The organism is Cryobacterium sp. PH29-G1 (assembly GCF_030063365.1).
Lineage (GTDB): Bacteria > Actinomycetota > Actinomycetes > Actinomycetales > Microbacteriaceae > Cryobacterium.
Genome location: NZ_JASISY010000002.1, coordinates 451550 through 475526, shown reverse-complemented (window position 1 = coordinate 475526; position 23977 = coordinate 451550). Strand labels below are relative to the sequence as shown.

At 64.5% G+C, this 23977-nt stretch carries 18 protein-coding genes; 10 read left to right on the top strand and 8 right to left on the bottom strand.

What is annotated here, in order from left to right; all coding sequences use genetic code 11:
• Positions 1 to 3: 3 nt before the first annotated feature.
• Positions 4 to 1584, bottom strand: a complete 1581-nt coding sequence (locus QMK22_RS04595) for a maltokinase N-terminal cap-like domain-containing protein (RefSeq protein ID WP_283496443.1) — start codon at positions 1582 to 1584, stop codon at positions 4 to 6.
• Positions 1585 to 1808: 224 nt separating this feature from the next.
• Between QMK22_RS04595 and QMK22_RS04590 the strand changes: the two genes are divergently transcribed.
• The 3 genes from QMK22_RS04590 (at position 1809) to QMK22_RS04580 (ending at position 4509) form a co-directional block, all read left to right on the top strand.
• Positions 1809 to 2483, top strand: a complete 675-nt coding sequence (locus QMK22_RS04590) for a GntR family transcriptional regulator (RefSeq protein ID WP_283496442.1) — start codon at positions 1809 to 1811, stop codon at positions 2481 to 2483.
• A gap of 21 nt (positions 2484 to 2504) precedes the next feature.
• Positions 2505 to 3521, top strand: a complete 1017-nt coding sequence (locus QMK22_RS04585) for a D-2-hydroxyacid dehydrogenase (protein WP_283496441.1) — start codon at positions 2505 to 2507, stop codon at positions 3519 to 3521.
• A 463-nt stretch (positions 3522 to 3984) separates the two neighbouring features.
• Positions 3985 to 4509, top strand: a complete 525-nt coding sequence (locus QMK22_RS04580; protein ID WP_349360584.1) for a DUF1003 domain-containing protein — start codon at positions 3985 to 3987, stop codon at positions 4507 to 4509.
• A gap of 13 nt (positions 4510 to 4522) precedes the next feature.
• Here QMK22_RS04580 and QMK22_RS04575 read toward each other — a convergent pair whose 3' ends face one another.
• Together QMK22_RS04575 and QMK22_RS04570 are read right to left on the bottom strand one after the other, a co-directional pair.
• On the bottom strand, positions 4523 to 5023 hold the full coding sequence (locus QMK22_RS04575; RefSeq protein WP_283496440.1) for a GNAT family N-acetyltransferase: 501 nt from the start codon (positions 5021 to 5023) through the stop codon (positions 4523 to 4525).
• Between the two features lie 59 nt (positions 5024 to 5082).
• Positions 5083 to 6051, bottom strand: a complete 969-nt coding sequence (locus QMK22_RS04570; protein WP_283496439.1) for an ornithine cyclodeaminase family protein — start codon at positions 6049 to 6051, stop codon at positions 5083 to 5085.
• Positions 6052 to 6169: 118 nt separating this feature from the next.
• Here QMK22_RS04570 and QMK22_RS04565 point away from each other — a divergent pair, with 118 nt between their 5' ends.
• From QMK22_RS04565 to pflA, 4 genes are all read left to right on the top strand, one after another.
• Positions 6170 to 7894: an AMP-binding protein gene (locus QMK22_RS04565; protein ID WP_283496438.1), complete on the top strand. Its 1725-nt coding sequence runs from the start codon at positions 6170 to 6172 to the stop codon at positions 7892 to 7894.
• Positions 7895 to 7989: 95 nt separating this feature from the next.
• Positions 7990 to 8301, top strand: a complete 312-nt coding sequence (locus tag QMK22_RS04560) for a hypothetical protein (protein WP_283496437.1) — start codon at positions 7990 to 7992, stop codon at positions 8299 to 8301.
• A gap of 129 nt (positions 8302 to 8430) precedes the next feature.
• Positions 8431 to 10695, top strand: coding sequence for a formate C-acetyltransferase (gene pflB, locus QMK22_RS04555; RefSeq protein WP_283496436.1), 2265 nt, complete (start codon positions 8431 to 8433; stop codon positions 10693 to 10695).
• Between the two features lie 13 nt (positions 10696 to 10708).
• Positions 10709 to 11500 carry a pyruvate formate-lyase-activating protein gene (gene pflA / locus QMK22_RS04550; protein WP_283496435.1) on the top strand — a complete coding sequence of 264 codons (792 nt, stop codon included), beginning with the start codon at positions 10709 to 10711 and terminating at the stop codon, positions 11498 to 11500.
• 9 nt (positions 11501 to 11509) lie between these two features.
• Here the strand turns inward: pflA and QMK22_RS04545 are convergent, their stop codons facing one another.
• A complete protein-coding gene (locus QMK22_RS04545; protein ID WP_283496434.1) occupies positions 11510 to 12241 on the bottom strand; it encodes an AfsR/SARP family transcriptional regulator in 732 nt (243 codons plus the stop codon).
• Between the two features lie 296 nt (positions 12242 to 12537).
• Here QMK22_RS04545 and QMK22_RS04540 point away from each other — a divergent pair, with 296 nt between their 5' ends.
• Positions 12538 to 13395, top strand: coding sequence for a caspase family protein (locus QMK22_RS04540; protein ID WP_283496433.1), 858 nt, complete (start codon positions 12538 to 12540; stop codon positions 13393 to 13395).
• A 55-nt stretch (positions 13396 to 13450) separates the two neighbouring features.
• Here the strand turns inward: QMK22_RS04540 and QMK22_RS04535 are convergent, their stop codons facing one another.
• Positions 13451 to 15124 carry a gluzincin family metallopeptidase gene (locus QMK22_RS04535; protein WP_283496432.1) on the bottom strand — a complete coding sequence of 558 codons (1674 nt, stop codon included), beginning with the start codon at positions 15122 to 15124 and terminating at the stop codon, positions 13451 to 13453.
• A 246-nt stretch (positions 15125 to 15370) separates the two neighbouring features.
• Here QMK22_RS04535 and QMK22_RS04530 point away from each other — a divergent pair, with 246 nt between their 5' ends.
• A complete protein-coding gene (locus QMK22_RS04530; protein WP_283496431.1) occupies positions 15371 to 17707 on the top strand; it encodes a caspase family protein in 2337 nt (778 codons plus the stop codon).
• A 381-nt stretch (positions 17708 to 18088) separates the two neighbouring features.
• Here the strand turns inward: QMK22_RS04530 and QMK22_RS04525 are convergent, their stop codons facing one another.
• The gene (locus tag QMK22_RS04525) at positions 18089 to 20287 is read right to left on the bottom strand and encodes an HNH endonuclease signature motif containing protein (RefSeq protein WP_283496430.1); all 2199 of its coding nucleotides are present in this window, start codon (positions 20285 to 20287) and stop codon (positions 18089 to 18091) included.
• Between the two features lie 483 nt (positions 20288 to 20770).
• Here QMK22_RS04525 and QMK22_RS04520 point away from each other — a divergent pair, with 483 nt between their 5' ends.
• Positions 20771 to 22426, top strand: coding sequence for a flotillin family protein (locus QMK22_RS04520; RefSeq protein WP_283496429.1), 1656 nt, complete (start codon positions 20771 to 20773; stop codon positions 22424 to 22426).
• Positions 22427 to 22443: 17 nt separating this feature from the next.
• Here QMK22_RS04520 and QMK22_RS04515 read toward each other — a convergent pair whose 3' ends face one another.
• Both QMK22_RS04515 and QMK22_RS04510 read right to left on the bottom strand, forming a co-directional pair.
• Positions 22444 to 23052 carry a hypothetical protein gene (locus QMK22_RS04515; protein WP_283496428.1) on the bottom strand — a complete coding sequence of 203 codons (609 nt, stop codon included), beginning with the start codon at positions 23050 to 23052 and terminating at the stop codon, positions 22444 to 22446.
• Positions 23053 to 23294: 242 nt separating this feature from the next.
• A complete protein-coding gene (locus tag QMK22_RS04510) occupies positions 23295 to 23918 on the bottom strand; it encodes a hypothetical protein (protein ID WP_283496427.1) in 624 nt (207 codons plus the stop codon).
• Between the last annotated feature and the right edge of the window lie 59 nt (positions 23919 to 23977).

Here is a 23977-nt window from a genome sequence, read left to right as displayed (position 1 = left end):
GGCTCAGTGCGCGGCACCGACCAGCCGTTCGATCGCGACGAGGGGGATCGGTAGCCAGGTGGGGCGGTTGCGGGTCTCGTACACCGCCTCGTAGAGAGCCTTGTCGAGTTCGAAGGCATCGAGCAGGGCGCTCTGATCAGCCAGCCTGACGCCGGATCGTTCCACGTAGCCCTTCAAAAAGGCGTTGCGGCAGGCCATCGCCCACTCGAAAACAGCGGGCGTGGCCGTGTCGGGGGCACTCGACATCGCCCCCGACACGTAGGAGAACGACCGGAGCATGCCCGCCACATCGCGCAGGGGGATATCGGGACTGGTGCGCTCGCGCAGGGTGCGCAGCGGTTCCCCCTCGAAGTCGAGAAGGACCCAGCCCCGATCCTTGACGTCAAGAACCTGTCCAAGGTGAAAATCACCGTGGATGCGTTGCAATCTCGGCCACGACGCGGTCTCTGCCCGAACGAACACCGCCTCGATGGCGCCTCGATATTGGGCCAAAACCGGCACTTCGTACAGAGCCTGATCGCAGCGCAGCCGCATCTTCGTCATTTGCTCGGCAATGACCTCGGGCGTTGCCTCGAGGGTGGGCATGGTACGGGCGAGATCCTGATGTACATCGGCGGTAGCCTGCCCCAACCGAAAGGCGGGTCCGGTGAAGTCGGTGCCGGCAGCAGCAGCGACCAGGGCGGTACGCCAGGCATCCGGGGCGTCGGGCAGAAATTCCTGAGCGAACGCCAGATGGCCCACAGCACGGTTGCCCGGCTCGGCGGGGTCGTCCCACTGGCCGAGAATCGCGCCGAACGGCAGCGGGATCCGGCTTGATCCGGCTCTGGCCAGCGCGGCCTGCACCGTGACATCCGGATTCTCTCCGGCATGGATGATGCGAAAAACCTTGCAGATGATCGGCGTGGTCGGCGCCCCGGCCGCATCAACCCGCTGCACAATGATCGACGTGTTCGATTGCTCACCGCTGAGCACCCGACTGGAAACGAACCGAGCTGGTGTTGCGAACGCCGCAATTTTTGACAACGGGGCTGTCGATGAGAACGGGGCTGTCGATGAGAACCGGGCTGTCGATGAGAACGGGACCGACGTCGGGGCAGCGGAGCCCGGGCGCAGATCTTCGCCACGCGCGCTGGCGGTGGAGCGGTCTGTCGGCGGCGGCGTGATCGAGGCGGAAACCGCCTGACGCTCCATAAAGGTGAGCAATGCGGCCGCGAAAGCCGGATCGTAGGCGGCGTCGTAGATGTAGCGTGCCTGCGCGGAGCCGGGCTTACGCACCGTGATCAGCGCGTCGTCCGCGTTGGGAAGTTCGCGAACTCGTTCAGTGGTCGGAAGCTGGTACAGGGTGAGACCCAGACTGGCGGTGTCCAAGACCAGATCGATGCGAATGCTGATCCCGGGCTCCGCAGTATCGAGAGAAAAATGGCCGATGCTGCGCAGGGCGGGGACCTGCCCCTTGTTGCCGAACCAACGCTGCGTCGATACCCAGGCGTTGACGTAGTCGGGCAGGGCTGAGCCCCGATGTGTCGGGGCGAGGTCGGGATTGGCGGATCGGCGTGCATTCGGGGCGTGGTCTCCATCGATCATGCCGCCAGCGTAGCGTCCCCGTCCGGATTTCGTCCAAAGAAATGCGGCGGCCGAACTCGGCGAATCCGTGGGCGGGCTGCACGCCCTGAAATCACATGACTGCCAATTCGTCAAGCCCATAAACGAGTTTGCGCCCGGTGACCGACATTTTCGAGTACTTGAGATAGAATTGTAAACAATTGACAGCGATCCGAATCCTTACTCAAGAAAGAGCTGAAATCGGTATGACCCAGCGATATTCATTGGAGCCCGTGATCCAGGAATCCACTCCGTCGATCATTGCGCGCAAGCTGCGGTACGCGATCGCCCATGGTGAGGTCGCGCCCGGTTCGCAACTGGGCGAGGCCGAACTCGCCCGCGAACTCGGTGTCAGCCGGGGACCGCTACGGGAGGCCATGCAAAGACTGACGCAGGAAGGTTTGCTCGTGAGTATTCGCAACCGTGGCCTGTTCGTGATCGAGATGACGGATGCCGAGATTCGCGACATGTATGTGTTGCGCACCGCCATTGAGTCCGCAGCGTGCAAGCTCCTTGTGCGCGGCGATCACGTTGCCGCCGGTCAGGATCTGCTGGACAAGGTCACCGAGATGGAGAATGCTGCCGCTACCGACGACCGCGCAGCCTTGTACGACGCGGACATCGCATTCCACGAACACCTTGTGGCGGCGAGCGGCAGTCCCGGGCTCGCGCGCATCCACGGTACCGTCATGACCCAAACCCGAATGTGCCTGAACGTGCTGCCGGACTCGGTTCGGGCCGGCGATGAGTGGATCGATGAGTGGATCGAGGAACACCGCGGTATCGCCCAAGCGGTCCTGACCGGTAACGCTGTGCTGGCCGAGCGCCGGTTGAACGAGCGCCGCGGCGCGAGTGATCGTGGTGCTGACCGTGCCGAGTAACCGTTCGCGCACCGTGCCGGCATGACGCGCACCGATTCTCTTTCCGGTGTCTCCGACCCGGCAGTCCATCGCCCCATCATCGTGGTGTTGTGCGAGCCGATCGATGCGCCAAAGCCAGCCGGCATGGCTGCACTCGAGCTTGTGACCGATGTGCGCTACACGGATGCTGCCGGGCTGCCCGACGCCATCGAAAGCGCCGAGATTCTGCTGCTCTGGGATTTCTTTTCCAGCGCGCTGCAGGAGGCGTGGCCGCGCGCCCAGGCATTGAAGTGGGTGCACGTGGCCGCGGCCGGGGTGGATACCGTACTGTTCGACGAGTTCCGCCGTTCCGGCGTCGTTCTGACCAATGCCCACGGATTTTTCGACGGTCCCATCGCCGAATTCGTGCTCGCGACCATCCTCGCTCACGACAAAGACCTGCACCGGAGCCGCGCGCTGCAGCGCGGGCACGAATGGGAGCACCGCGAGTCACGGCGCACCGCCGGCAGCACGGCCCTCATCGTCGGTACCGGAGGAATCGGCCGGCAGATTGCCCGGCTGTTGCGCGCTGTCGGCCTGGAGGTTCGGGGTTCCGGACGACGCGCGAGTTCCGATGACCCGGATTTCGGAATCGTCGTGCCGTCGGCGGCGCTCGCCGAACACGTGGGGTGGGCCGATAATGTCGTGGTCATAGCCCCGCTCACGTCCCAGACGCGCGGCATGATTGACGCGGGCGTGTTCGGGGCGATGAAAGCATCCGCTCACCTGATTAATGTTGCACGCGGGCCGCTTGTTGACGAGGCTGCCCTGCTGCAGGCCCTACGCACAGGCCAGATCGCGGCCGCCTCACTCGATGTCTTCGTGACAGAACCGTTGCCGACCGCCAGCCCGCTGTGGGATATCCCGGGCGTGACGGTCTCGGCTCACATGGCGGGCGACGTGGTGGGTTGGCGAGACGGCCTGGCCGAGCAATTCACGGCCAACGTTGCCCGCTGGCTGGCCGGCGACGAGCTGGTCAATGTGGTCGACAAGAGCCTCGGGTACGTGGCGCGGGGATAGTGCTGGGCATAGTTTTGATCTAAGCCGTCGCGTGCGCCATCAGGACGGGGTGGGGTACACGCGCGGGCTCAACGCGGATGCTGGTGCGTTCGCACCCGGTGCACTTGAGAACGTAGCGGGGGAGCGTGAGACGCAGCACCTGCGCCGGGTTCGGTTTCAGGTCGGCTTGTGACTTGCAAAACGGGCAGGTGATTCGCATAGATGGTTGTCCCTCGGGTGGATTTTGGCGCAAGTGAAATTCGCGTCACGTTGACCATAGGGGCAAGTGTTACGGGAAAGCACCCCCTTGATCTTCCACCGCATTTGTGTATACAGAGAGATCCAAATATTTCTGTTTCACCAGAATGACGAGCAGAACAGTGCGGCCTGAATCGGTGAATACCCACAAAGGTCACTATTTGTGTATACAGAAGGCTCCCACGCGGCGTCAGTGTCACTATCGGCGCCAGTGCATACTGAGCCCATGAAGACTGAACCTCAGCCGGGCGCCCGCACCTCCGCACCCGAACCTCAAACGGCGCCTGCGGCACGCACGGTGAGCGCCCGTCGCGGACTCACCATCACCTGGCATCAACAGCACAAGAAATCCCTGACGCCGGGGGAGCGGGCCGCCGACACCCTGCGTAACTCCATGGGCAGCTGGCGGTTCGTCGGCGGTTTCGTGCTGTTCATGATTCTCTGGGCGGTGGCGAACTCCTTCGCCTCCGGCTGGGATCCGTACCCGTTCATTCTGCTCAACCTGTTTCTGAGCATGCTCGCCGGCCTGCAGGGCGCTATTTTGCTCATCTCGGCCAAGCGTCAGGATGCGATCTCGGCAGCGCTGGCCCAACACGACTTCGATACGAACATTGCCGCCAAGACCGATATCGAGGCGCTGCTGGAGATCAATAACCGCCAGCTCGCGATGATCACCGACCTACACGCCATTCTTGAACGGCTCGACTTGCCCCGGCCGACACCCGCGACGAACGACCAGGCGCACGACTAGGACGAACCGCTGCCTAAACGGATGCCGCCAGCAGGCTCACCACGACGGTGTCGCCCTTCGTCGACAACTGGCCGACCTCCACAAACCCGAGCCGGTCGTGAAAAGCGAGCGACCCCGGGTTCGGTGGTTCCAGGTTGACCTCGCACAGTACCTCGGCGAGCACCTCGCGACGAGCAGCACCGAAGATGGCGTTGTAGAGCACCTGGCCGAGGCCCTGCCCGCGAAATCCATCGGCCATGACGATGCGGTCGACGTAGAGAAAATCGGTGGATCGGTTCGAGAACCAGCGGTAGTTCTCGCTTTCGTACTCGGCCCCGGCCACAAACAGAATGGCGAAGCCGAGCACCAGCTCTGGCGTCTCGTCGGCCACGACGGCGACGGCGAGGTGGCTGTGCTGCACGAGCGCGGCCAGCGCCGGGGCATCCAACTCATTGACGGCGGGAACAGCGTCGTTGTTGAGGGCCAGCAAGCGTGGCAGATCAGCGGGCACGAGGGAACGAATCGAATAGGTCACCCCATAACGATAGGCCCGCGCGCGCGGAGGCTGCTGCCGCGCCTGCCGCGCCGACCGAACTACGCTCGCAGCTTGTGCCCCGCCGTGTACACCGCGGTTGCGATGACGAGGTCTTCCCAGGACATTCCCGTGCTCTTGAAGATACGCGGTCGGTGCGAATCGACGGCCTTGGTATGACGAGCAATGTCCCGCAGCGGCACGAGGTCGCCAGGCTCGATCACCCCGTCGGTGATCGCCATGATGACGTCGCCGGCCTCGCGCCGGGCCGTCGCCGGGTCTTCGACCACGACCTGCGATCGGGCGAGGAGCGCGGAGTCGAGCTCGCGGGCATCCGCTTCGTGCGAACCGACCGCCACGATGCAGCAATCTGCTGGTACGAGCCTGCCGTCAAACAGCGGGGTACGGGCGGTGGTCGCACACACGATCAGCTGCGCCGTCGCCACATCGGAGCTGGTGCCGACGGTCGCCGGCAGACCGCCCGTCGTGACCCGGGCCGCGAACTGCTCGGCGCGGGCTTGGTCCCGGGCCACGATCGTGACGCGATCGATGGAGCGAATGGCTCGCATCGCCTCGATGTGTCCCCAGGCCTGCGGCCCCGAACCGAAGACGACCAGGTGTTGCACTCGGCTCGGGGCCAGATAATCTGCGGCTGCGGCCGACACGGCCGGGGTGCGCAGGGTGGTGATCGCGGCACCGTCGAACAGGGCGATCGTGGTGAGCGTCGCGGCATCCAGCAGCAGATAGACGCCCTGAATGCGCTCTCGGCGAAGTGCCGGGTTGCCCGGCGCCACGGAGGCCACCTTGATACCGACAAAATCAGTGGACTCCGTGGGCATGAGCAGCAGCTGGCCACTCGCCACCGCCAGTACCTGCCGGTCGAAGTCCTGTGCCGGGTCGAGCCCGGCAGTGAGCGCGTCCTGCACGGCCCGCATCGCCGTGCGGTAGCCGACCAGCTCGAAAATTTCGGCGGCAGAAATCTGGAGAGCCGGCGAGGGAACAACGGAACGTGGATCTGGTGCGAATGTCATCCCTCGCAGACTACCGGCCAGCACAGATTCTCGGCACGGCGCAGGCCGCCCCGCAGCACTGACAGAATGAACTGTCGCCGTTTCGCACTTGGCGACTCGTTCGAGGAGACAACGACGTATGACTCATCAGGTGAGCACGAGCACGACTAATACGAGCACACAGAACTACCGTGCCGCACGCGACCAGCTTCTGGCCCTGCGCGACGATCACGCACGTGCGACACAGGAGTTTCGCTGGCCCGATGTGGGGGAGCACTTCAACTGGGCCACGGACTGGTTCGACGTGCTGGCACGCGACAACGACAACATTGCGCTGTGGATCGTCGAAGAAGACGGCAGCGAGCAAAAGTTCAGTTTCGCGCAGATGGCCCACCGCTCCGATCAGGTCGCTACCTGGCTGACCCGGCAAGGTGTGGGCCGCGGCGATCATGTCATGCTCATGCTCGGTAACCAGCGAGAAATCTGGGAGGCGATGCTCGCCATCATGAAGGTCGGCGCCGTCATCATGCCCACGAGCGCCGTGCTCGCCTCGCACGATCTGACCGACCGCGTGCAGCGCGGCGGCGTCACCCACGTGATCGCCAACTCGGCTGATGCCGCCAAATTCGACGACGTTGCCGGCGATTACACGCGCATCGGCGTGGGCACCCCCCGTGAGGGATGGGCCGACTTCGCCGACGCCTACGAGGTCACCCCGGAGCCCATCACCACGGTCGTGGCATCCGCCGACCCGTCCTTGATCTATTTCACCTCTGGCACAACGAACAAGCCGAAGATGGTGCTGCACTCGCAGACCTCGTACCCGGTCGGCCACCTGTCGACCATGTACTGGCTGGGTCTTCGTCCCGGTGACGTGCACCTGGCGATCAGCTCGCCCGGCTGGGGTAAGCACGCCTGGAGCTGCTTCTTCGCCCCGTGGATCGCCGAGGCGACCGTGTTCATCTACAACTACTCCAAGTTCGACCCGGCCGGGCTCATCGCGCAACTGCACCGCGCCGAGGTCAGCACCTTCTGTGCGCCGCCGACGGTCTGGCGCATGCTCATTCAAGCGGATGTCGGCGCCCGCCCGGCCAGCCTGCGCGAGTTGCTCTCCGCCGGTGAACCGCTCAACCCCGAGGTTATTCGGCAGATCGACAACGGCTGGAAACTGACGATCCGGGACGGATTCGGCCAGACGGAGACCACCGCGATCGTCGGCAACGGGCCGGGTTCCATTCTCAAAGCCGGGTCGATGGGCCTGCCCCTGCCCGGAGTGAGCATCAAGCTGCTTGATCCGATCACGGAGCTACCCGCCGCCGAAGGCGAAATCTGTCTGGACCTGTCGACGAGTCCGGTCAACCTCATGAGCGGCTACCACGGCGAACCCGATCTCACCGCGCATGCCATTCGCGGTGGCTTCTTTCACACCGGCGATGTCGCCACAGTGGATGCCGACGGGTACCTCACCTTCATCGGCCGTACCGATGATGTGTTCAAGTCGAGCGATTACAAGGTGTCGCCGTTTGAGGTGGAGAGCGTGCTGCTCGAACACCCCGCGGTCGCCGAAGCTGCTGTTGTTCCTGCCCCCGACGCCACGCGGCTGAACATTCCCAAGGCCTACATTCACCTCGCTCCGGGATGGGAGCCAACCAAAGAAACCGCCGAAGCGGTGCTGCGACACGCCCGTACGGGGCTGCCCGCCTACATGCGCGTGCGCCGGGTGGAGTTCTTCGACCTGCCCAAAACCATCTCGGGAAAGATTCGCCGGGTGGAGCTGCGCGAGCGCGAAGACGATGCCTCCGCCGCCGGTACCCGACTGCCCGATGAGTGGCGCGACGACCAGTTTCCGGGCCTGAAGCGCTGACCGCGGGCCGCCGCCGCCGCCGGATGGGCTGAATGGCTGCAGAGTTCTGCTGCAAGTCCTAGCTAAATGCTGGAGGTTAAGACTACCCTGCCGGTATGACTGAGAACGAGTTCACCCGATTCGATGAGTCGTCCTCGAACAAGAAGGGCTACGTCGGTTTCATTGATTGGCTCAATCGAAAACTGTATCCCGCCCTGGGTCCAGCCCCAGCGGGCCCGTACGGACCGGTAGTCGAACGGGTCGGGGAGGCGATCTGTCCGGTGTGCGGCCGGCCGATGTCGGAACACACGATTGACCATTCCACCCCGGACACCATCCTCAACTGCCCGATCGAGCATCTGCCGGAGCCTTTCAACCAGAAGCCGGTAGACGAGCTGGGCATGGACGCGCCCGCTGCCGACAGCTGATTACACACATCCGCTGGATCTATGCGTACGGGATCTATGCGTACGGGATCTATGCGTACCGGATCCAGGAACAAAAGACGGGACTTACGGCCCGAGACAGACGGCGGACCGCTCGCTTACCGTGGAGGCATGACCATCCTCGACTCCCCGCGATCCACGACCAGCGCTGACAATGGCTGGGCCGGCTTCACCGGCGGGCCGTGGCAGCACGGCATCGACGTGCGCGATTTCATCCAACGCAACTACACGCCGTATTCGGGGGACGCGAGTTTTCTGACCGGGGCCACCGCGCGCACCCTCGGCCTTTGGGAGCGCCTGTCGGCGATGTTCCCCCGGGAACGGGCTCTCGGCGTCTACGACGTGGACGCCACCACCCCGGCGTCGATCACCGCGCACGCGCCCGGCTACATCGACCGGCCGAACGAAATCATCGTCGGACTGCAAACGGATGCCCCGCTCAAGCGGGCGATTATGCCGTTCGGCGGCTGGCGCATGGTGGCGACCAGCCTCGAAACCTACGGGTACCCGGTCTCGCCCCAACTGGAAACCATCTTCACGAAATACCGCAAGACCCACAACGACGGCGTCTTTGACGTTTACCCGCCCGCGGTCAAACGCGCCAGGCACAGCCACCTCATCACGGGACTGCCGGATGCCTATGGTCGCGGCCGCATCATCGGTGACTACCGGCGCGTCGCGCTCTACGGCGTGACCGCCCTGATCGCGGCCAAAAAGCTTGAACGCGCCGCTCTGGACCTGCAGCCGAGCACCGAAGACGTGATTCGTTCCCGCGAGGAGAACGCCGAGCAGGTGCGCGCCCTGCACGAACTCATTCAGATGGCGGCCGGCTACGGTTTCGATATTGCCCGTCCGGCGCAGAGCGCGACCGAAGCGGTGCAGTGGCTGTACTTCGCTTATCTCGGCGCGGTCAAGGAACAAAACGGCGCTGCCATGTCGTTCGGCCGTAATAGCGCGTTCCTCGACGCCTACCTGGAGCGTGACCTGGCGGCGGGGATCCTGACCGAAAGCCAGGCGCAGGAACTCATCGACGACCTCGTGATCAAACTGCGCATCGTGCGTTTTTTGCGCACTCCGGAGTACGACCAGCTGTTCTCCGGCGACCCGACCTGGGTCACCGAATCGCTCGGTGGGACCGGTGCCGACGGGCGCACCCTCGTGGTCAAGACCGCGTTTCGATTTCTGCAGACCCTGTACAACCTCGGTCCGGCGCCGGAGCCGAACCTCACGGTGTTTTGGACCGATAGTCTGCCCGATGGTTTCAAGCGCTTCTGCGCGCAGGTCTCCATCGATACCTCGGCCATTCAATACGAGTCCGACGACCTCATTCGAGACGCCTGGGGTGACGATGCCGCGATCGCCTGCTGCGTCTCGCCCATGGGAGTGGGCAAGCAGATGCAGTTCTTCGGGGCCAGGGTCAACGTCGTCAAGGCGCTGCTCTACGCCATCAACGGGGGGCGCGACGAGTTGACCGGTGAACAGATTGCCCCAGTCACTGCAGCGGTGACCGGTGATGTGCTCGATTACGACACGGTGTGGTCCGCCTACCTCGCGAGCCTCGAGTGGCTCGCCGAAACCTACGTGAACGCGCTCAACTGCATTCACTACATGCACGATAAATACGCCTACGAACGCCTCGAGATGGCCCTGCACGACGGCACGATCTTGCGCACGATGGCCTGCGGTATCGCCGGTCTCAGCGTCGCCGCCGATTCGCTGGCCGCCATCAAATACGCCACCGTGCGACCCGTTCGGGACGACACCGGACTCGTCGTCGACTACACCATCGACGGCGAGTATCCCTCGTTCGGTAACGACGATGACCGGGTCGACGCCATCGCGGTCTCCATCGTAGAAACGTTCATGGCCATGATCCGGCGGCACCCCACCTACCGGAACGCCGTGCACACCCAGTCGGTGCTCACGATCACCTCGAACGTCGTTTACGGCAAGAAGACCGGAAACACGCCCGACGGTCGTCGAGCCGGCGCACCGTTCGCGCCCGGAGCCAACCCGATGAACGGCCGCGACACGCACGGCATGCTCGCCTCGGCGCTGAGCGTGGCCAAACTGCCCTATTCCGAAGCGCAGGACGGCATCTCCCTGACCAATACGGTCGTACCGACCGGGCTCGGGCACACTCCCGCCGAGCAGGTCACCAATCTGGTCGGACTGATCGACGCCTACACGCTCGCGAACGGGTATCACCTCAACGTGAACGTGCTGAACCGCCAGACCCTCGAAGATGCCATGGAGCACCCGGAGAACTATCCCCAGCTCACCATCCGGGTCTCGGGCTACGCCGTGAACTTCGTGCGGCTCACCCGGGAGCAGCAGCTCGACGTCATCAGCCGCACGTTTCATACGAGCGTCTGAGGGCGGGCCTCCAATGGTTGCGGTACAGCTGGGTCGACCGGAATTTCACCACGAGCAGGTAGAGGGGCATCGCACCGGCACGATAGCGAGCGTGCACTCCTGGGAACTGGTCACGGCCGTCGATGGTCCGGGCACCCGGCTGACCTTCTTTCTTTCTGGTTGCCTGCTGCGCTGCCAGTACTGCCATAATCCCGACACCTGGAAGATGCGCGACGGGGTGCTCACGCCGATAGACGAGGTGTTGGAACGCATCCGTCGTTATCGGGGGGTGTTCGCGGCGACCGGCGGCGGGGTGACGCTCTCGGGCGGTGAACCGCTCATGCAACCCGCGGTCGTGGAGCGCGTGTTTGCGCAGTGCCGCGAGCTCGGTGTGCACACCGCCCTCGACACGTCGGGGTATCTCGGTATGAGTGCCTCCGACGCGCTACTGGATAACACCGACCTGGTGCTGCTCGACGTGAAGTCGGGCTTGCCCGACACCTATCGTGCGGTGACCGGGCGCGAGCTGGCACCGACGATCGCATTCGGCGACCGGCTCTGTGCACGCGGCACCGACGTGTGGATTCGGTTCGTGCTGGTGCCCGGGCTGACCGACGCGGTCGACAACGTCGACGCGGTCGCCGAGATTGTGGCCCGCTGGCCGAACGTGTCGCGCGTGGAGGTTTTGCCGTTTCACCAGATGGGTGAGGATAAATGGAACCGCCTTGCCATTCCCTACCCGCTGCACGGGGTGCAACCGCCGGATGCCACGCTGCTGGAGCGGGTGCGCGACCAGTTTCGCGCGCGCGGCCTCACGACCTACTAACTGCCGGGATTAGAATCTGGACTGATCGACCACCAGCGTGGGCTCGATGCCGAGCAGTTCGGCGAAATGGGTGGAGGGCTCGACGCCGAGTTCCCGGCCGAGATGGCTGCGAAAACTGCGGTAGACCTGCACCGCCGAGGCATAGTTGTCTTCGGCGAGGTGGCACCGCACCAGCAGATGTTGGGCGCTTTCGCGCAGCGGATCCACCGTCGCCGCCGCGCGAGCCGCGCACAGGGCGCGGCTGAAACTACCGGCCAGCAGATAGGAGCGGGCGAGGCTCTCCAGTGCATCCACGCGCTGATGGAGCAGATGATCCTGCTGCTCCATCACCCATTCCTCGTACCAGCCCGGTAGCAGGGTGGCCTCCTGCAGCAGATCGATGGACTCCGGCGGTACCGTTCGGCGCCCGGACAGCGTGATCTCGCTGATCAACTCGCGCACATCGTGCAGGTCAACGTGCACGTCGGCGTCGAGCTGCGGGGGGTCGGTCGCGCTGAGGAGGCGCGGCAACTCATGTGAGATGTGAAAGACGCTCGACCGCAGGCTTCCGGCCGACTGATGTTCGGGGCTATTCGGCCAGAGCCGGGCAGCAAGCACGTGCCGTGGCTGGGTCGGCAGCGTGGCTAACGCGGCGAGCATCCGCTGCTGTCGAGCACTGACCTCGACCGGCGCTCCGTTGTAGAGCAATTGCCAGTAGCCCAGCACGCGAAGATCCCAGCCCGGTATCGTCGAATATCCCATGAGCGCTCAATCCCCGAAACTTTCTTGGTACACAGCCAGCCCGAAACGATGAGGTGGGCGCCGCTACCGCCCAGAATGGCCAGCCCCGGCCTGGTTGTCAATGCCAATTCGGTCAATACGAATGTTTTGCCGTGGCTCCGGCCGGCCAGCCCCAGCGTGCGAGTAACTCGCCGGTAACGCCGAGGGGTCTACCGTCAACTGCTGCGGCCGTGTGCAGCCGGCACCTCCGCGACAACCGGTTCGCGACAACCGGTTCGCGAAATCCTGTTCACCCGGCTCCCGACGATCGGAAGGCCATGTCTCAATTCGCACTGTGTGTAGGAATCAACCGATTCGAGAACCTGCCCATGGCGAGCTGGTTACACGGTTGTGTGAACGACGCCAGCGACGTCAGCGCCTTGCTCGGACGCGCTTTCGGCTTCGCCGACACGAGTATCACGCTCCTGACCGACCAGGCCGCAACCAAGGATGCCGTCTTCGGAGCGCTGACGGAGGCGCTTGATCGGGCGAATACGCCGGGCGAGCACCTCGATCACATCGTGTTCACCATGTCGAGCCATGGCACCCAGCTGCCCGATACCAGCGGCGATGAAGCCGACCAGGTTGACGAGGCGTTCGCGACCTACGACCTGCGTCAGTCGGGTACCGCGTGGGACCCGGACACCCTCATCGTCGACGACGAACTGCACGAAATCTTTGCGCGGCTACCGAAGGGAGTGCTGCTCGACGTGATCCTCGACACCTGCCACAGCGGCAGCGGCCTGCGAGCACTCGACCTGTTGCCGACCATGGACGATCGGCGCCCGCGCTTTGTTCCGCCGCCAACGCCGCTCGGACGCAATGGCGCCGAGGCCGATCGTGCCGATACTCGTATGTTGCGCGACCTGGTTCGCTCGTCGAAGGCCGTGGCGAAGCCGGTGCTCTTCGCCGCCTGCCGGGCCGACCAAACGGCCGCCGATGCCAACTTCGACGGCCGGTACAACGGGGCATTCACCCATTTCGTGCTTGACGCCCTGCAACCCGGAGTGACTCTGAGCCGGGCGGAGGTGATCAAGCAGGTCAACGTGAAACTGCGGGCTCGCAAGTTCAACCAGCGGGCGCAATTGGAGGCATCGGCTCCCGGCAAATCGACCGCGTGGGGCACCGCGTTTTGACCGGCCGAACCGTTCAGGTGTGGCCGTTCAGATTTGGCCGATCAGGTGTGGCCGTTCAGGTGTGAAAGGTCGGTTTGCGCCGGGCGGACACGGTAGGAGCGGGCGCGGCGATGGCTCGGGCTGCTGGGCCCGGCGGGACCGGCGCTGCGGCATCCGCTGGTGGGGTCGTTTCACGCGAATCGAGCTTGGCCTGCTGCCGGGCCGGGTCGAGAATAGGCTTGAGTGAGGCGAAAATCAGGCGTCCACCCTCGTCAAAACGCAACTGCCCGCCGCCGCGAATGTACACCGGGCCCCGGGTGGCGAGCCCGAATTTGCGCGCCGCGGTAACGCTCAGGCGAAACTCCTGCGTGAAGGTGGCACCGATCTCGGACACCACGAAGCCGTCCGGCCCGACACGCAGGGTCGGCCGCACCCGGGCAACCGAAATCGGTCTGGTCGGGTCGATTTTCGCCGCAGCGAGCAGAGCAGGATTTTCCCAGATAAACCGCACAATTTCCTCCGGATCGGAGCTCAGGGAGGCCAGTCGCACGGGGTATCGCAGACCGGTGAGGGCGGATACACCGTAGAGGTCGCTGCCCGTGGGCAGCACGATTCCAGCCTCCGCGAATGCCCGCACGATGGCACCGCGATAGTCGAGTTGATCATCCGGGGCGACGGCCATGTCGGCGGTGAGAATGCCCCGAAGCAGGTCTTCCCACGTGACGTCGACCGGCGCCATGTAACCGAGGCTGCGAATCAGCATCCGCAATACCTGACCGCCAATCGTGGCTCCGGCGCGACCGACCTGGTACAGGCTGGAGCGGCCGCCGGGCGCGTCGAGGCGCTGGAGCCACAGCCGTGCCACGACCCGAACGAGCACCTGCACGATCACCCCACCGCGCAGGTGGGGGTCGCGCTGGGTGCGCCAATCGGGCGCGGGGTCATGGGCGAGCGACGGCCGCGCCGTTTCGCGCTTGAACAAGCCGTCGGCGAGGCGAAACAGGTTGGTGCACAGTGCTGCTTCGTTAAGCGTATCGAGATCGAGATCTTTGCCGGCGGCCTGGGTGAGCAATTTCTCGACCAGGGCTTGGGTAGAAAACACCGAGAGTAGTGCCACGAGGTCGGCTAGAGCCTCGTGCATGGCCAATTGGTCGGTCTCGGCGTGGGAATCCGCCCATTTGGGGCGGTAGCCGTCAACGATGGCGTGGGTGACCTCGTGCGCCACGAGGTCACGAAACAGGGCGAGCGGCACCGCCTTGGTCGTGCGGCCGTCGCGTTTGTGCCCGAACCGAATCAGCCCGTCGTCGCGATAGTAACCAGACTGCCGGTAGGCAACCCGATCGTAGGCGCTGATGGTCAACCGACCTCCGTTCACCCAGCCCATGCGTCGTCCCAGAGTGGACTCGAACAACGCCAGAGTGGATGCCGCCACCGCGTACACCTGCTGGGCCAGAAACCGACTGTCATCCAGCAGAGCGGTGAGATCGTCGGGCGGTTTCTCATCAACGACCATCCAGGGAGGAGTCGGGGAGCCGAGGTCGAGGCTGAACGGTTTCTCGCCGGGCCGACGCACGATCACGTCGAATCGGGCGCTGCGCGGTCCCGGTCCAATGCGCTCAACCGGAACACGCAGGCTCGTAGTGAGGAGCCCATCGGCGCCGCTCGTGAACGGTCCCTCGGCCAGCACGGTCAGGCCGACTTGCAGACCGCTGTGCGCCGGATTAGATCCGGAACCGGTTCCTGCCGTCATGGCGACCCTCGCAACATCCGCTTGTGTGCAACATCCGCTTGTGTGCGATATACGTGTGCGTGGTTGCACGATGCACGTGCCGCGGTGCCTGGCACGACGCAATTGCACTATGCAACCGAATTTGGGGACTGTCAAGGTAGGGGTGCAGTAACGCCGCAGTAACGCTTCAGCGCCATAATCGCAGGGCCGCACCGTAGCGGCGGCGCACCTGTTTCAGCGCCATCTGACCCTGAGAGGAACGGCGCCATGACCGAACTGAGCCCCGCGGAGTCGACTGGTACTGCTCCGTCAGCCGGTACCGCGACGCGACAACCGCCCTTGCCCCAGAGCGAGCTTGCCAAGCTGCGGCCGCACGTCGTCAACCTCAGCGATGGCAAATTTTCGTCCACCGGCGCGTTCACGACCACGAAGAAAGACGTCGACGCTATCTTCGCCACGCATCTACCCGCCTTCGCGGCCGCACAGGGCGGCGTCGTGCCAGTGGTCTTCTACGCCCACGGCGGGCTCGTCGATGAGCAATCCGGGCTGCGTATCGCCGCCACCCAGGTGGACTGGTGGAAATCGAACGGCGTCTACCCCATTCACTTCGTCTGGGAGACGGGCCTCGCGGGTGCTATTTCGGGCGCGGTCGGCGATTGGGCACACGGCCGCCGCGGCTGGCTCGACGACGCGAAGGACCGGGTGCTCGAGCTGGCGGCCCGCTTCGGCCAAGGGCCGGCGATCTGGGGGCAGATGAAGCACTCGGCCGAAGCTGCCTCGGCCGGTGATGGTGGTGCACGCTACGTGGCAGAGGCACTCGCGGCCTATTGCACGGCACACCCCGACACGATCAGCGTGCACGCTGTTGGGCACAGTGCCGGGTCGATCTTTCACTCGTTCTTCATTCCCGCCGCATTGAAGGCTGGAGTCCCGGAATTCGCCACGCTCAGCCTGCTCGCGCCGGCCGTGCGCACCGATGTTTTTGAGAAGCAGATCGTGCCCCTGTGCGGCAATAAGGTGGCCTCGCTCGCCATGTTCACCATGACGGAAAAGCTCGAACGCGATGACACCTGTCTCGGCGCCTACGGAAAATCCTTGCTCTACCTCGTGCGGGCCTCGTTCGAACCCGAGGAGTTTTCGCCGATTCTCGGCCTTGAGGAATGCCTGCGCGCCGACCCCGTGCTGGCGGGGTTATTCGGTCTGTCCGGCGTGAGCGGGTCACCCGGTGTCGGCGGCGCCGCCGACATCATCTGGTCGAAAACGACGACTGGCCCGTTGACCAGCCGCAGTACGTCCACCAGCCATGGTGGCTTCGACAACGATATTCCCACAATGGACAGCGTTGCCCGCCGGGTTACCGGCAGCTCGCGCATCCAATCGTTTCCGGCCACCCGCGACCTCGGCGACGAATTGTGGCCGGTGCCCCGCCCCGCCGCGCCCCGGCCGGCCGGCACCCACCACGCACTCTGCGTCGGCATCAACGCCTATCCGGGCGGCGATGCACTCTTCGGCTGCGTTGCGGATGCCGAGGCGTGGGCCACGCAGTTCACCGCCGCCGGTTTCGCGGTGCGCACCCTGCTGGATGCGGAGGCAACCAGACAGAACATTCTGCTCGGACTGCTGGACCTGGTCTCGAGCAGTGCTACCGGTGACGTTCTGGTCTTTCAATACGCCGGGCACGGCACCTATGTGGATGACCTCGATGGCGACGAAGCTGAGGCCGGCAACGAGGAGAAGAAATATGACGAAGCCCTCTGTCCGATCGACTTTCGCGACGGCAACCTGATCATCGACGACGATTTGGGCGAGATCTTCGACCAGTTGCCAGACGGCGTCAGTCTTACAGCGTTTTTCGACTCCTGCCACTCCGGAGACGGCCAACGTCGGTTGCAGTTGCTGCCAGCCGACGTCGATGACCTGAGTGCGGCATCCGCTCCTCATGGGCGTCGCGCGCGGTTCATTATTCCCGACGAGGCGACGAGCAAGAAGTATCGGGCCAAGCGGGGCACACCCGCCCGCGCCGGTAAGCGGGCACTGGCGCGGGAGGTGCTGTTCAGCGCGTGCAAACCCACCGAGGTCGCCTACGAGACCGGTGGGCACGGCGACTTCACCGTGGTGGCCAGCCTGCTCGTGATGCCCAGCGCAAATCGGCTGACCAACGCCGAGTTTCTGGCGAAGGTACGGGAAGGATTTGCGAGCCAGCCGCGTCAGAACCCCGATTTCAACGGTCCGCGTGCCGCGAAAACGCGCATCTTTCTGGCACCGCTGGTCTCGAGCCCGGCTGCACCGGCTGCACCGGCTGCACCGGCTGCACCGGCTGGCCAGTCGACCGGCGCTGCGCCCGCCACGATGTCGGGAGCGATCACGGCCCTGCTCGGCGCGGCCGGTATCGACCCGGGCCGTACCAGCACGGGCTCTGTGGACCCGGGCGGTGTTGACACAGGCGGCGACGAGAACGGCGGTACCGCGGCATCCGTTGGAGTTGCTGGCGCCGTTGGTCTCACCGGCTCGGAGGCAACGGCTGGCTCTCGCGAAGCGGATGCCGCCGCGCGTGCCCTCGCTGCGGCTGCGTTCTTGCGTGCTGTCGCCGATTTCATCGAATAGATTTCGGAGGTGGCCTGTGATCAGCTGGCTGGCCTGACGGGCGTTCTGGCCTGACGGGCGTTCTGGCCTGACGGGCGTTCTGGCCTGACCAATTGCGTGGCCTGACCAATTGCGTGGCCTGAACCGCGTTCGTGCATGACGTGCATTCTCGTGTGACAGATGTTCTGATGCCACGCACGTTTTGGGCTGACACAGATTTTGGGCTGATCCGCGATCTTGCCTGATCCGCGATCTTGCCTGATCCGCGATCTGGCGTGACGCGCGTTCTGGGCTGGCTGACCTGGCTCGGATATGCCGCCCTGACGGTGCGACGTTGGCCAGCGGGCTGTGCCGGTCTCTGCATGCTGGATGATTGTCATTTTCCCAGTTCATTTTCCCAGTTCATTTTTCCCAGTTGGGTAGTTCGGCGGGGGTGGCGGCGCGGTTCTGGCCGGCCGGGCGCCAGGTTTGGGTGGGGTCGAAGTGGAGGGGGCCGCGGATCCAGGGGCGGCCGTCTCGCATCTCGATGTCCCAGCCGGAGGTGTCGATACTGGAGTGGGCGCTGTTGCACAAAAGGACTGCGTTGTCGATGTTGGTCGGGCCGCCGTCGCGCCAGGGGATGACGTGGTGGGCTTGGGTTTGGTGGGGTGGCACGGTGCAGCCGGGGATGATGCAGCCGCCGTCGCGGGCGGCGAGGGCGCGGCGTTGGGCCGGGGTGAAGAACCGGTTGGTGGTGCCGAGGTGAAGTATTTCGCCTTGTTTGCCAAAGAGTATGGGTTGGTATCCTCCGGCGCAGATCAACTCGTCGACTTGTGTGGTGGTGAGGGGGCCGTCGATGCCGTCGATCCAGCCGGCGCCGCGTCCGGCGAGGAGATCGTTGACATGGATGTGCACGAGCACCGTGGGGGCAGCGCCGCCCATGGTCGGGGTGGCGGGGTGCCTGGCGGCGGCTTCGAACACCGCGCGGAGGATGCCGGCGCGCTTTTCGCTGAGTGAGCGGCTGTCATCGGGCTCTTGCGGGCAGGGGCTGAAGCTATCGGGCGGGTCGGTGCCCAGCGCTTCGACTGACTCACCCGCCTCACCCGCCTGACGGACCTCACGCACCTCACCGATCTCACGGACCTCACGGATCTCGTGGACCTCACGGATCTCACCGACCTCACGGATCTCGCCGTTCTCGCGTTCGACTGGCTCTTCGTGGAAGCCTTCGGTTTCGCTATTTTTGTAGTTCTCGTAGTTTTCGTAGTTTTCGTAGTTCTCGTAGTTCGGTGCTTCGTTCTCGCTTCGCTGGCCGTTCTGGCCATCGTGGTCTTTCCGGCCTTGCTCGCGCGGCTTGCCCGGCGTGGCCTGCTCGGCCTTCTCGGCTTGCCTGGTCGGCTCGATCTGCTCGATCTGGTCGGGCCCTGATGCGGCGGAGCCAGACTGCGCGGCCTTGGTGGCGCTACCGTTGCCCGTGGAGTTGTCGTTGTCGTTGTCGTTGTCGTTGTCGAGGTCGAGGTCGGTATCGGTGTCCCGGAAGGCGATCCTGTCGCGGGGAGCGCTGGCGGGATTGCAGCGAGGAAATCCGGTGGGAGTGCTGCTGGGAGCACTGCGGGACGGGACGGCGGCTCCGGGCACGGGATGGGCTGCGGCGGCGGAGAGGTAAGCGTCGAAGACGGTGCTGATGATGGCGCGGTCGAGCGTGGTGAGCCAGCCGGAGAGACTGTGGCCGCCGTTCTGGAGCCCACCAAAGGTGAGCCAGCTGCGTCGTTCGGGCGGAGTCTCACCGGGGGCTGAGCCATCGGGCGCGAGGCGTGCCTGCCATTGAATGCCCTGCTGTCGAAGTAGTTCGGGGGCGAAAGCGATGCCGGCGCCGGGAAGTCCCTCGGTTTCGGGCGTGATGGCACCGGAGCCGCTGGCCACGAGGGAGCGTTCGACCCGGTCGAGATCCTCGACCAGCACCGATGAGCGTAAGCCATCGAGCACCGTGACGATAACTCGGGCCTGTTCCACACCGAGAGCACCGCCCTGCAACGCCTGTCCTACTATCGGGTAGGTGGGGGAGAGCGGGCGACCGAGTAGCATCCGCTCGCCGGTATTTTTTCCGAGTGCGGCGCGTTGTCGCACCTCGCTGCGGGAGAGTCGGGCGAGGGTGGCGACGAGTTCAACGCCGCTGCGGCAGCCGAGTCGCCTGGCCATGGACACCGCCCCCGCCGCTACGGCCGCAGCAGCCTGCGTCTGCTTGGTATCCGGTTGCGGGGCCCCTGTCTGCTCGGATTCCGTCGCTGCGGGAGCTTTGGGCACGGTGGTATCGAGGTATTCGGAGCGGCGCAGCACATCGGTGGTGGAAAGTACCCGAGCACCGTCGATGACCCGGCCGACATCTTCGAGGGCGAGCAGCATGCTCAGAGATTCATCATTATTGAGCAGTCCGAACGAGATCCCACCCAGCGCCCCGACGAGAACCTCACGAGCGTGCATCACCGCCGCAATAGCGGGGCTGGACGTGTTGATGGCGGTACTGCCGACATTAGTACTGCCGACATCCGTACTGCCGGTATCGGTACTGCCGGTATCGGTACTGCCGGTGTCATCGGGGTTCTCCATGAACATGGGCGCCATCGCCTCCTTGACACTGATTCTACCGCAATTCGAACATAAAAGCGAGAGAAACTCATAACCTAAACTCGACAAGAAAACTGATCAAATTTCCGAATCAAGTCTGGTTTTGGTGCACGGATCCCACTAGATAGCGGTCTCGCACAAGCCGATGATCGATCCGGAGTGTCTGTCAAGATAAAAGATGTATACGAATTTCTTTCCTGGTTCAACGAACCCTCGCGGGCGACCGGGCCGGAATTCGGAGCAGCGCGGGGTACTCAGCCGCGCGGGGCCCATGTTATGCAACTGGGCCCATGATTTATCCCGGGCCCAGTTTCCGGGCCCGGGCCCGGGAAGTGAGAGCGGGGGCGGAGGGAGGAACGGTCGGGGCTTTCGCTTAGTGCGGCGTTGCCTGCGAGACTGGGCGCATAACTCTGCGCCGAGGTCGCCCGACCGGAACGCCGAGACGACGTACGCACGCGCCCTGCGCCTCGGAAGGACCCCATGCTCGATTTTCTGTTCAGCCCGATCCCCGGGATCATATTTGCGACCTTCGTCGTTCTCTTGATCGCCTTGATCTACGCCAAATCGGTCTATAAGAATGCTGGGCCCGATGAAGCCCTCATCATCACCGGCAAGAAGAGCCGCAAGACGATCGTCGACGGGGCAACCCTCGAGGAATCTGGTCAGCGCGTCGTGCACGGCCAGGGTGTCTTCATCACTCCGTTCTTTCAGAAGGCGTTCAAGATCAGCCTGCGCAGCCGGGCAATCGAGATCACCGCTGTCGCGCAGGACCGCAACGGCATCACGCTCTCCGTCGAGGCCGTTGCCATCGTCAAGGTCGGCGACGACCCCGCCGCGATTCGTGCCGCCGCCCAGCGCTTTCTCGGCCAGGACAAGAACATCGACGCTTTCGCGCAAGAGGTGCTCAGCGGTTCGCTGCGTTCCTCGATCGGCGCGACCGACGTGATGACCGTCATCCAGAAGCGTGACGAACTCGGCAGCTCCGTACTGGCTACCGCTCGTGAATCCCTGGCGAACCAGGGCCTCGACGTCGACTCCTTTGAGATCAAGGGCATCACCGACGAGAACGACTATATTCGCGACATTGGTCGTGCCGAGCAAGCCAAGGTGCGCCGCCAAGCCGAGGTTGCCGAGCACTTCGCGAACCGCGAGTCGCAGGAAGCCTTGATCACGGCCGAGCAGGCCATCGCCGAGGCACAGAACACGCTCGCCCTCCGCAAGGCCGCCTTGCAGCTCGACACCGACAAGGCTGCCGCCGAGGCTGCCGCATCGAAGCCCCTCGCCGAGGCGAAGGCCCAGCAGGCCATTGTGCAGGAGCAAGAGCTCACCGCCCAGCGCCGCGCCAGCCTGCGCAAGGCCGAGCTGGAATCCGAGGTCAACGCGATCGCCGACGCCGACGCGTACCGCATCCGGGTGACCGCCATCGCCGCAGCCGAGGCGTCCGTTGCCAAGGCCACCGCCGATCGTGACAGCCGCGTCGCGAACGCCGACGCCACTCGCGCCGAGGGCCAGGCTGAGGCCGACGCTATTCTTGCCCGCGGTACCGCCGAAGCCACGGCCACCCGGCTCTCCGCCGAGGCCGTCGCCCAGCAGTCTGAGGCGCTCATTCAACTGCGCCTGGTCGAAATGCTCCCGCAAATCGCGCACGAGCTCGCTGCGCCCATGAGCAACATCGATCAGCTCACCGTTATCTCAACGGATGGTGCCAGCCAGCTCTCCAAGAACGTCGCGTCGGGCTTCAGTGAAGTCGACGCGGTGCTGGGATCCACCATGGGCATCGGTATCAAGGACCTGCTCGGTGGGCTGCTCGGTGGCACCGCCGGAGCCGCTCTGCGGAACGCCGCACCGGCCCACGCCGGCGCAGCCGTGTCGCCGGCCGATGCACCCGCGACCGGATACGACGCGACGTCGCCCGCAGTTTCAGCTGTACCGTCAGAGGCAGCATCGGCCGCTCAGACCGCAGCGTCTGCGCCGTCCTCGGCGGCGACCACTACGCGTGCCGCGTCGGGAGTATCCGTTGCTGATTCGATCAACGGCGTCGATTTTGACGCTGTCGCGAACGAAGCGGCCGCCGCAATCGCCCGCGCCGCCGCTGCGCGCCTGCCCCACAAGGCCGCCGACCGCCTCCTGCCATAGCAGAAGCACGGCCCCGGTCAGCAGCCGGGGCCGTGGGGGTTGGCGTTGCAGTCGTGGGCGACGAGCACGGTGGATTCGTTGGCGGCGATGACGGTGATTGGGGTTGATGGCACGGTGACGGTTCCTTCGACGGGGCGCCAGCCTTGGTCGCCGAAGCTGTAGTCGGCGTGGTATTCGACGGTCAGTACGACGGAATAGGTGTCTTTCGTGGCGTAGGTGTGGCTGGTGGCGGTGGTGGAGAATTCGGCCAGGCCGAGGTCGTCCCAGCTGGCTCCGCCGGTGGCTGTTGAGGTGGTGTTGCTGTCGCCGTAGTTCCAGTGGTAGCCGGTGGGGGTGAACATGACTTGGGCTGGTTGGCCGAGGAGGAGTCCTTCGCTGATTTGGGTGGAGGCTGTGGCCCAGAAGTTTGTGGCGAGTCCGACGATGGCCCAGCCGTTGGGTTCCATGCCGGTTGGGGCGGCGTAGGCGGGGAAGTTCTGCAGGTCGGAGATTCGCACGATGGTGTCGGGGGAGCAGACCGTGCAGGGGGTTGCGGGGGTGTTGTTTCGGGCCAGGGGGAGGAATTGTCCGTTGCCGCAGGGGATGGACGTGATGCCGGGTTTGGCCGGGTCTCCGTGCGCGCACACTCTCGGTGCCGCCGGTGTACCGGGGGTTGCTGCGCCAGACCGACCGCTAGACGGACCGGGCGTGCCGGATGTGCCGCCGGAACCCCCATTCGCTTCGGCCCTCAGATCGACGCCGCCGCCATTTGTGACACCACCCGAAATGATTTCTTCCGGACAGTTTTTTGTCAGGGACGCTGAGATTGTGCAAGCGGATGCGGGCGAAATGTTTGGAAGGCAAATCGCCAGAAGAATTCCGGCCAGGGCTACTGACAGAAGTTTCTGCCGGACCATACGTCCTCCTTGTCGATGAGCAGCAGGAAAGGTTCCGTTGCGCTGGAGACGAAACCCACTTGTAGTGGAATTCGGTTCGTGCGATCAACCGGCGTCTTATCATTTCCGGATGCGTCATATAGGCGAACGGCAGAAATGTCTGAGCATAGATATAGTTCGATTCGAACTCCACCTTGCGGCTCGGGCGCACTTCTAATGAGTGAAGCTTCGTCATACGTTGTTGTGCCCCGGCTAATAAGCCCTGTTTCGGAGAACCCTTCGAATCCAGCCAAAAGCTCAGGCAGGTAAGCCGCGCTTGCGGCGATCGCGATTCGGTCGCCACCAATTCCGCCTTCAGATGTGATGGTGTCGGAAAGCGCTTCGTAGGCCGAATACGCCGCCTCTGCAGCGGCCAGGGCCTCGTCGTTCGACGCAAAGACGGGGGATGCCTCGGCGGGCTCCGTGTTGGCACGGGGGGTGGCTGCGGTGGTAGCTGGAGCGGTGACGGTCGGAGTAGGGGTGGCCGTGCATCCGCTCAAAAGAGCGACGGAAAGGCAGAGCGCGAGGGCGCTGAGCACAACGCTGTGCTCGGCATGGTGACGCGATGGGGTTCGCATGGGGTCAGAGTAGACGCATTGCTACAATCCCGCTCAGGTTTTCCACAGGCTGGTGTCGG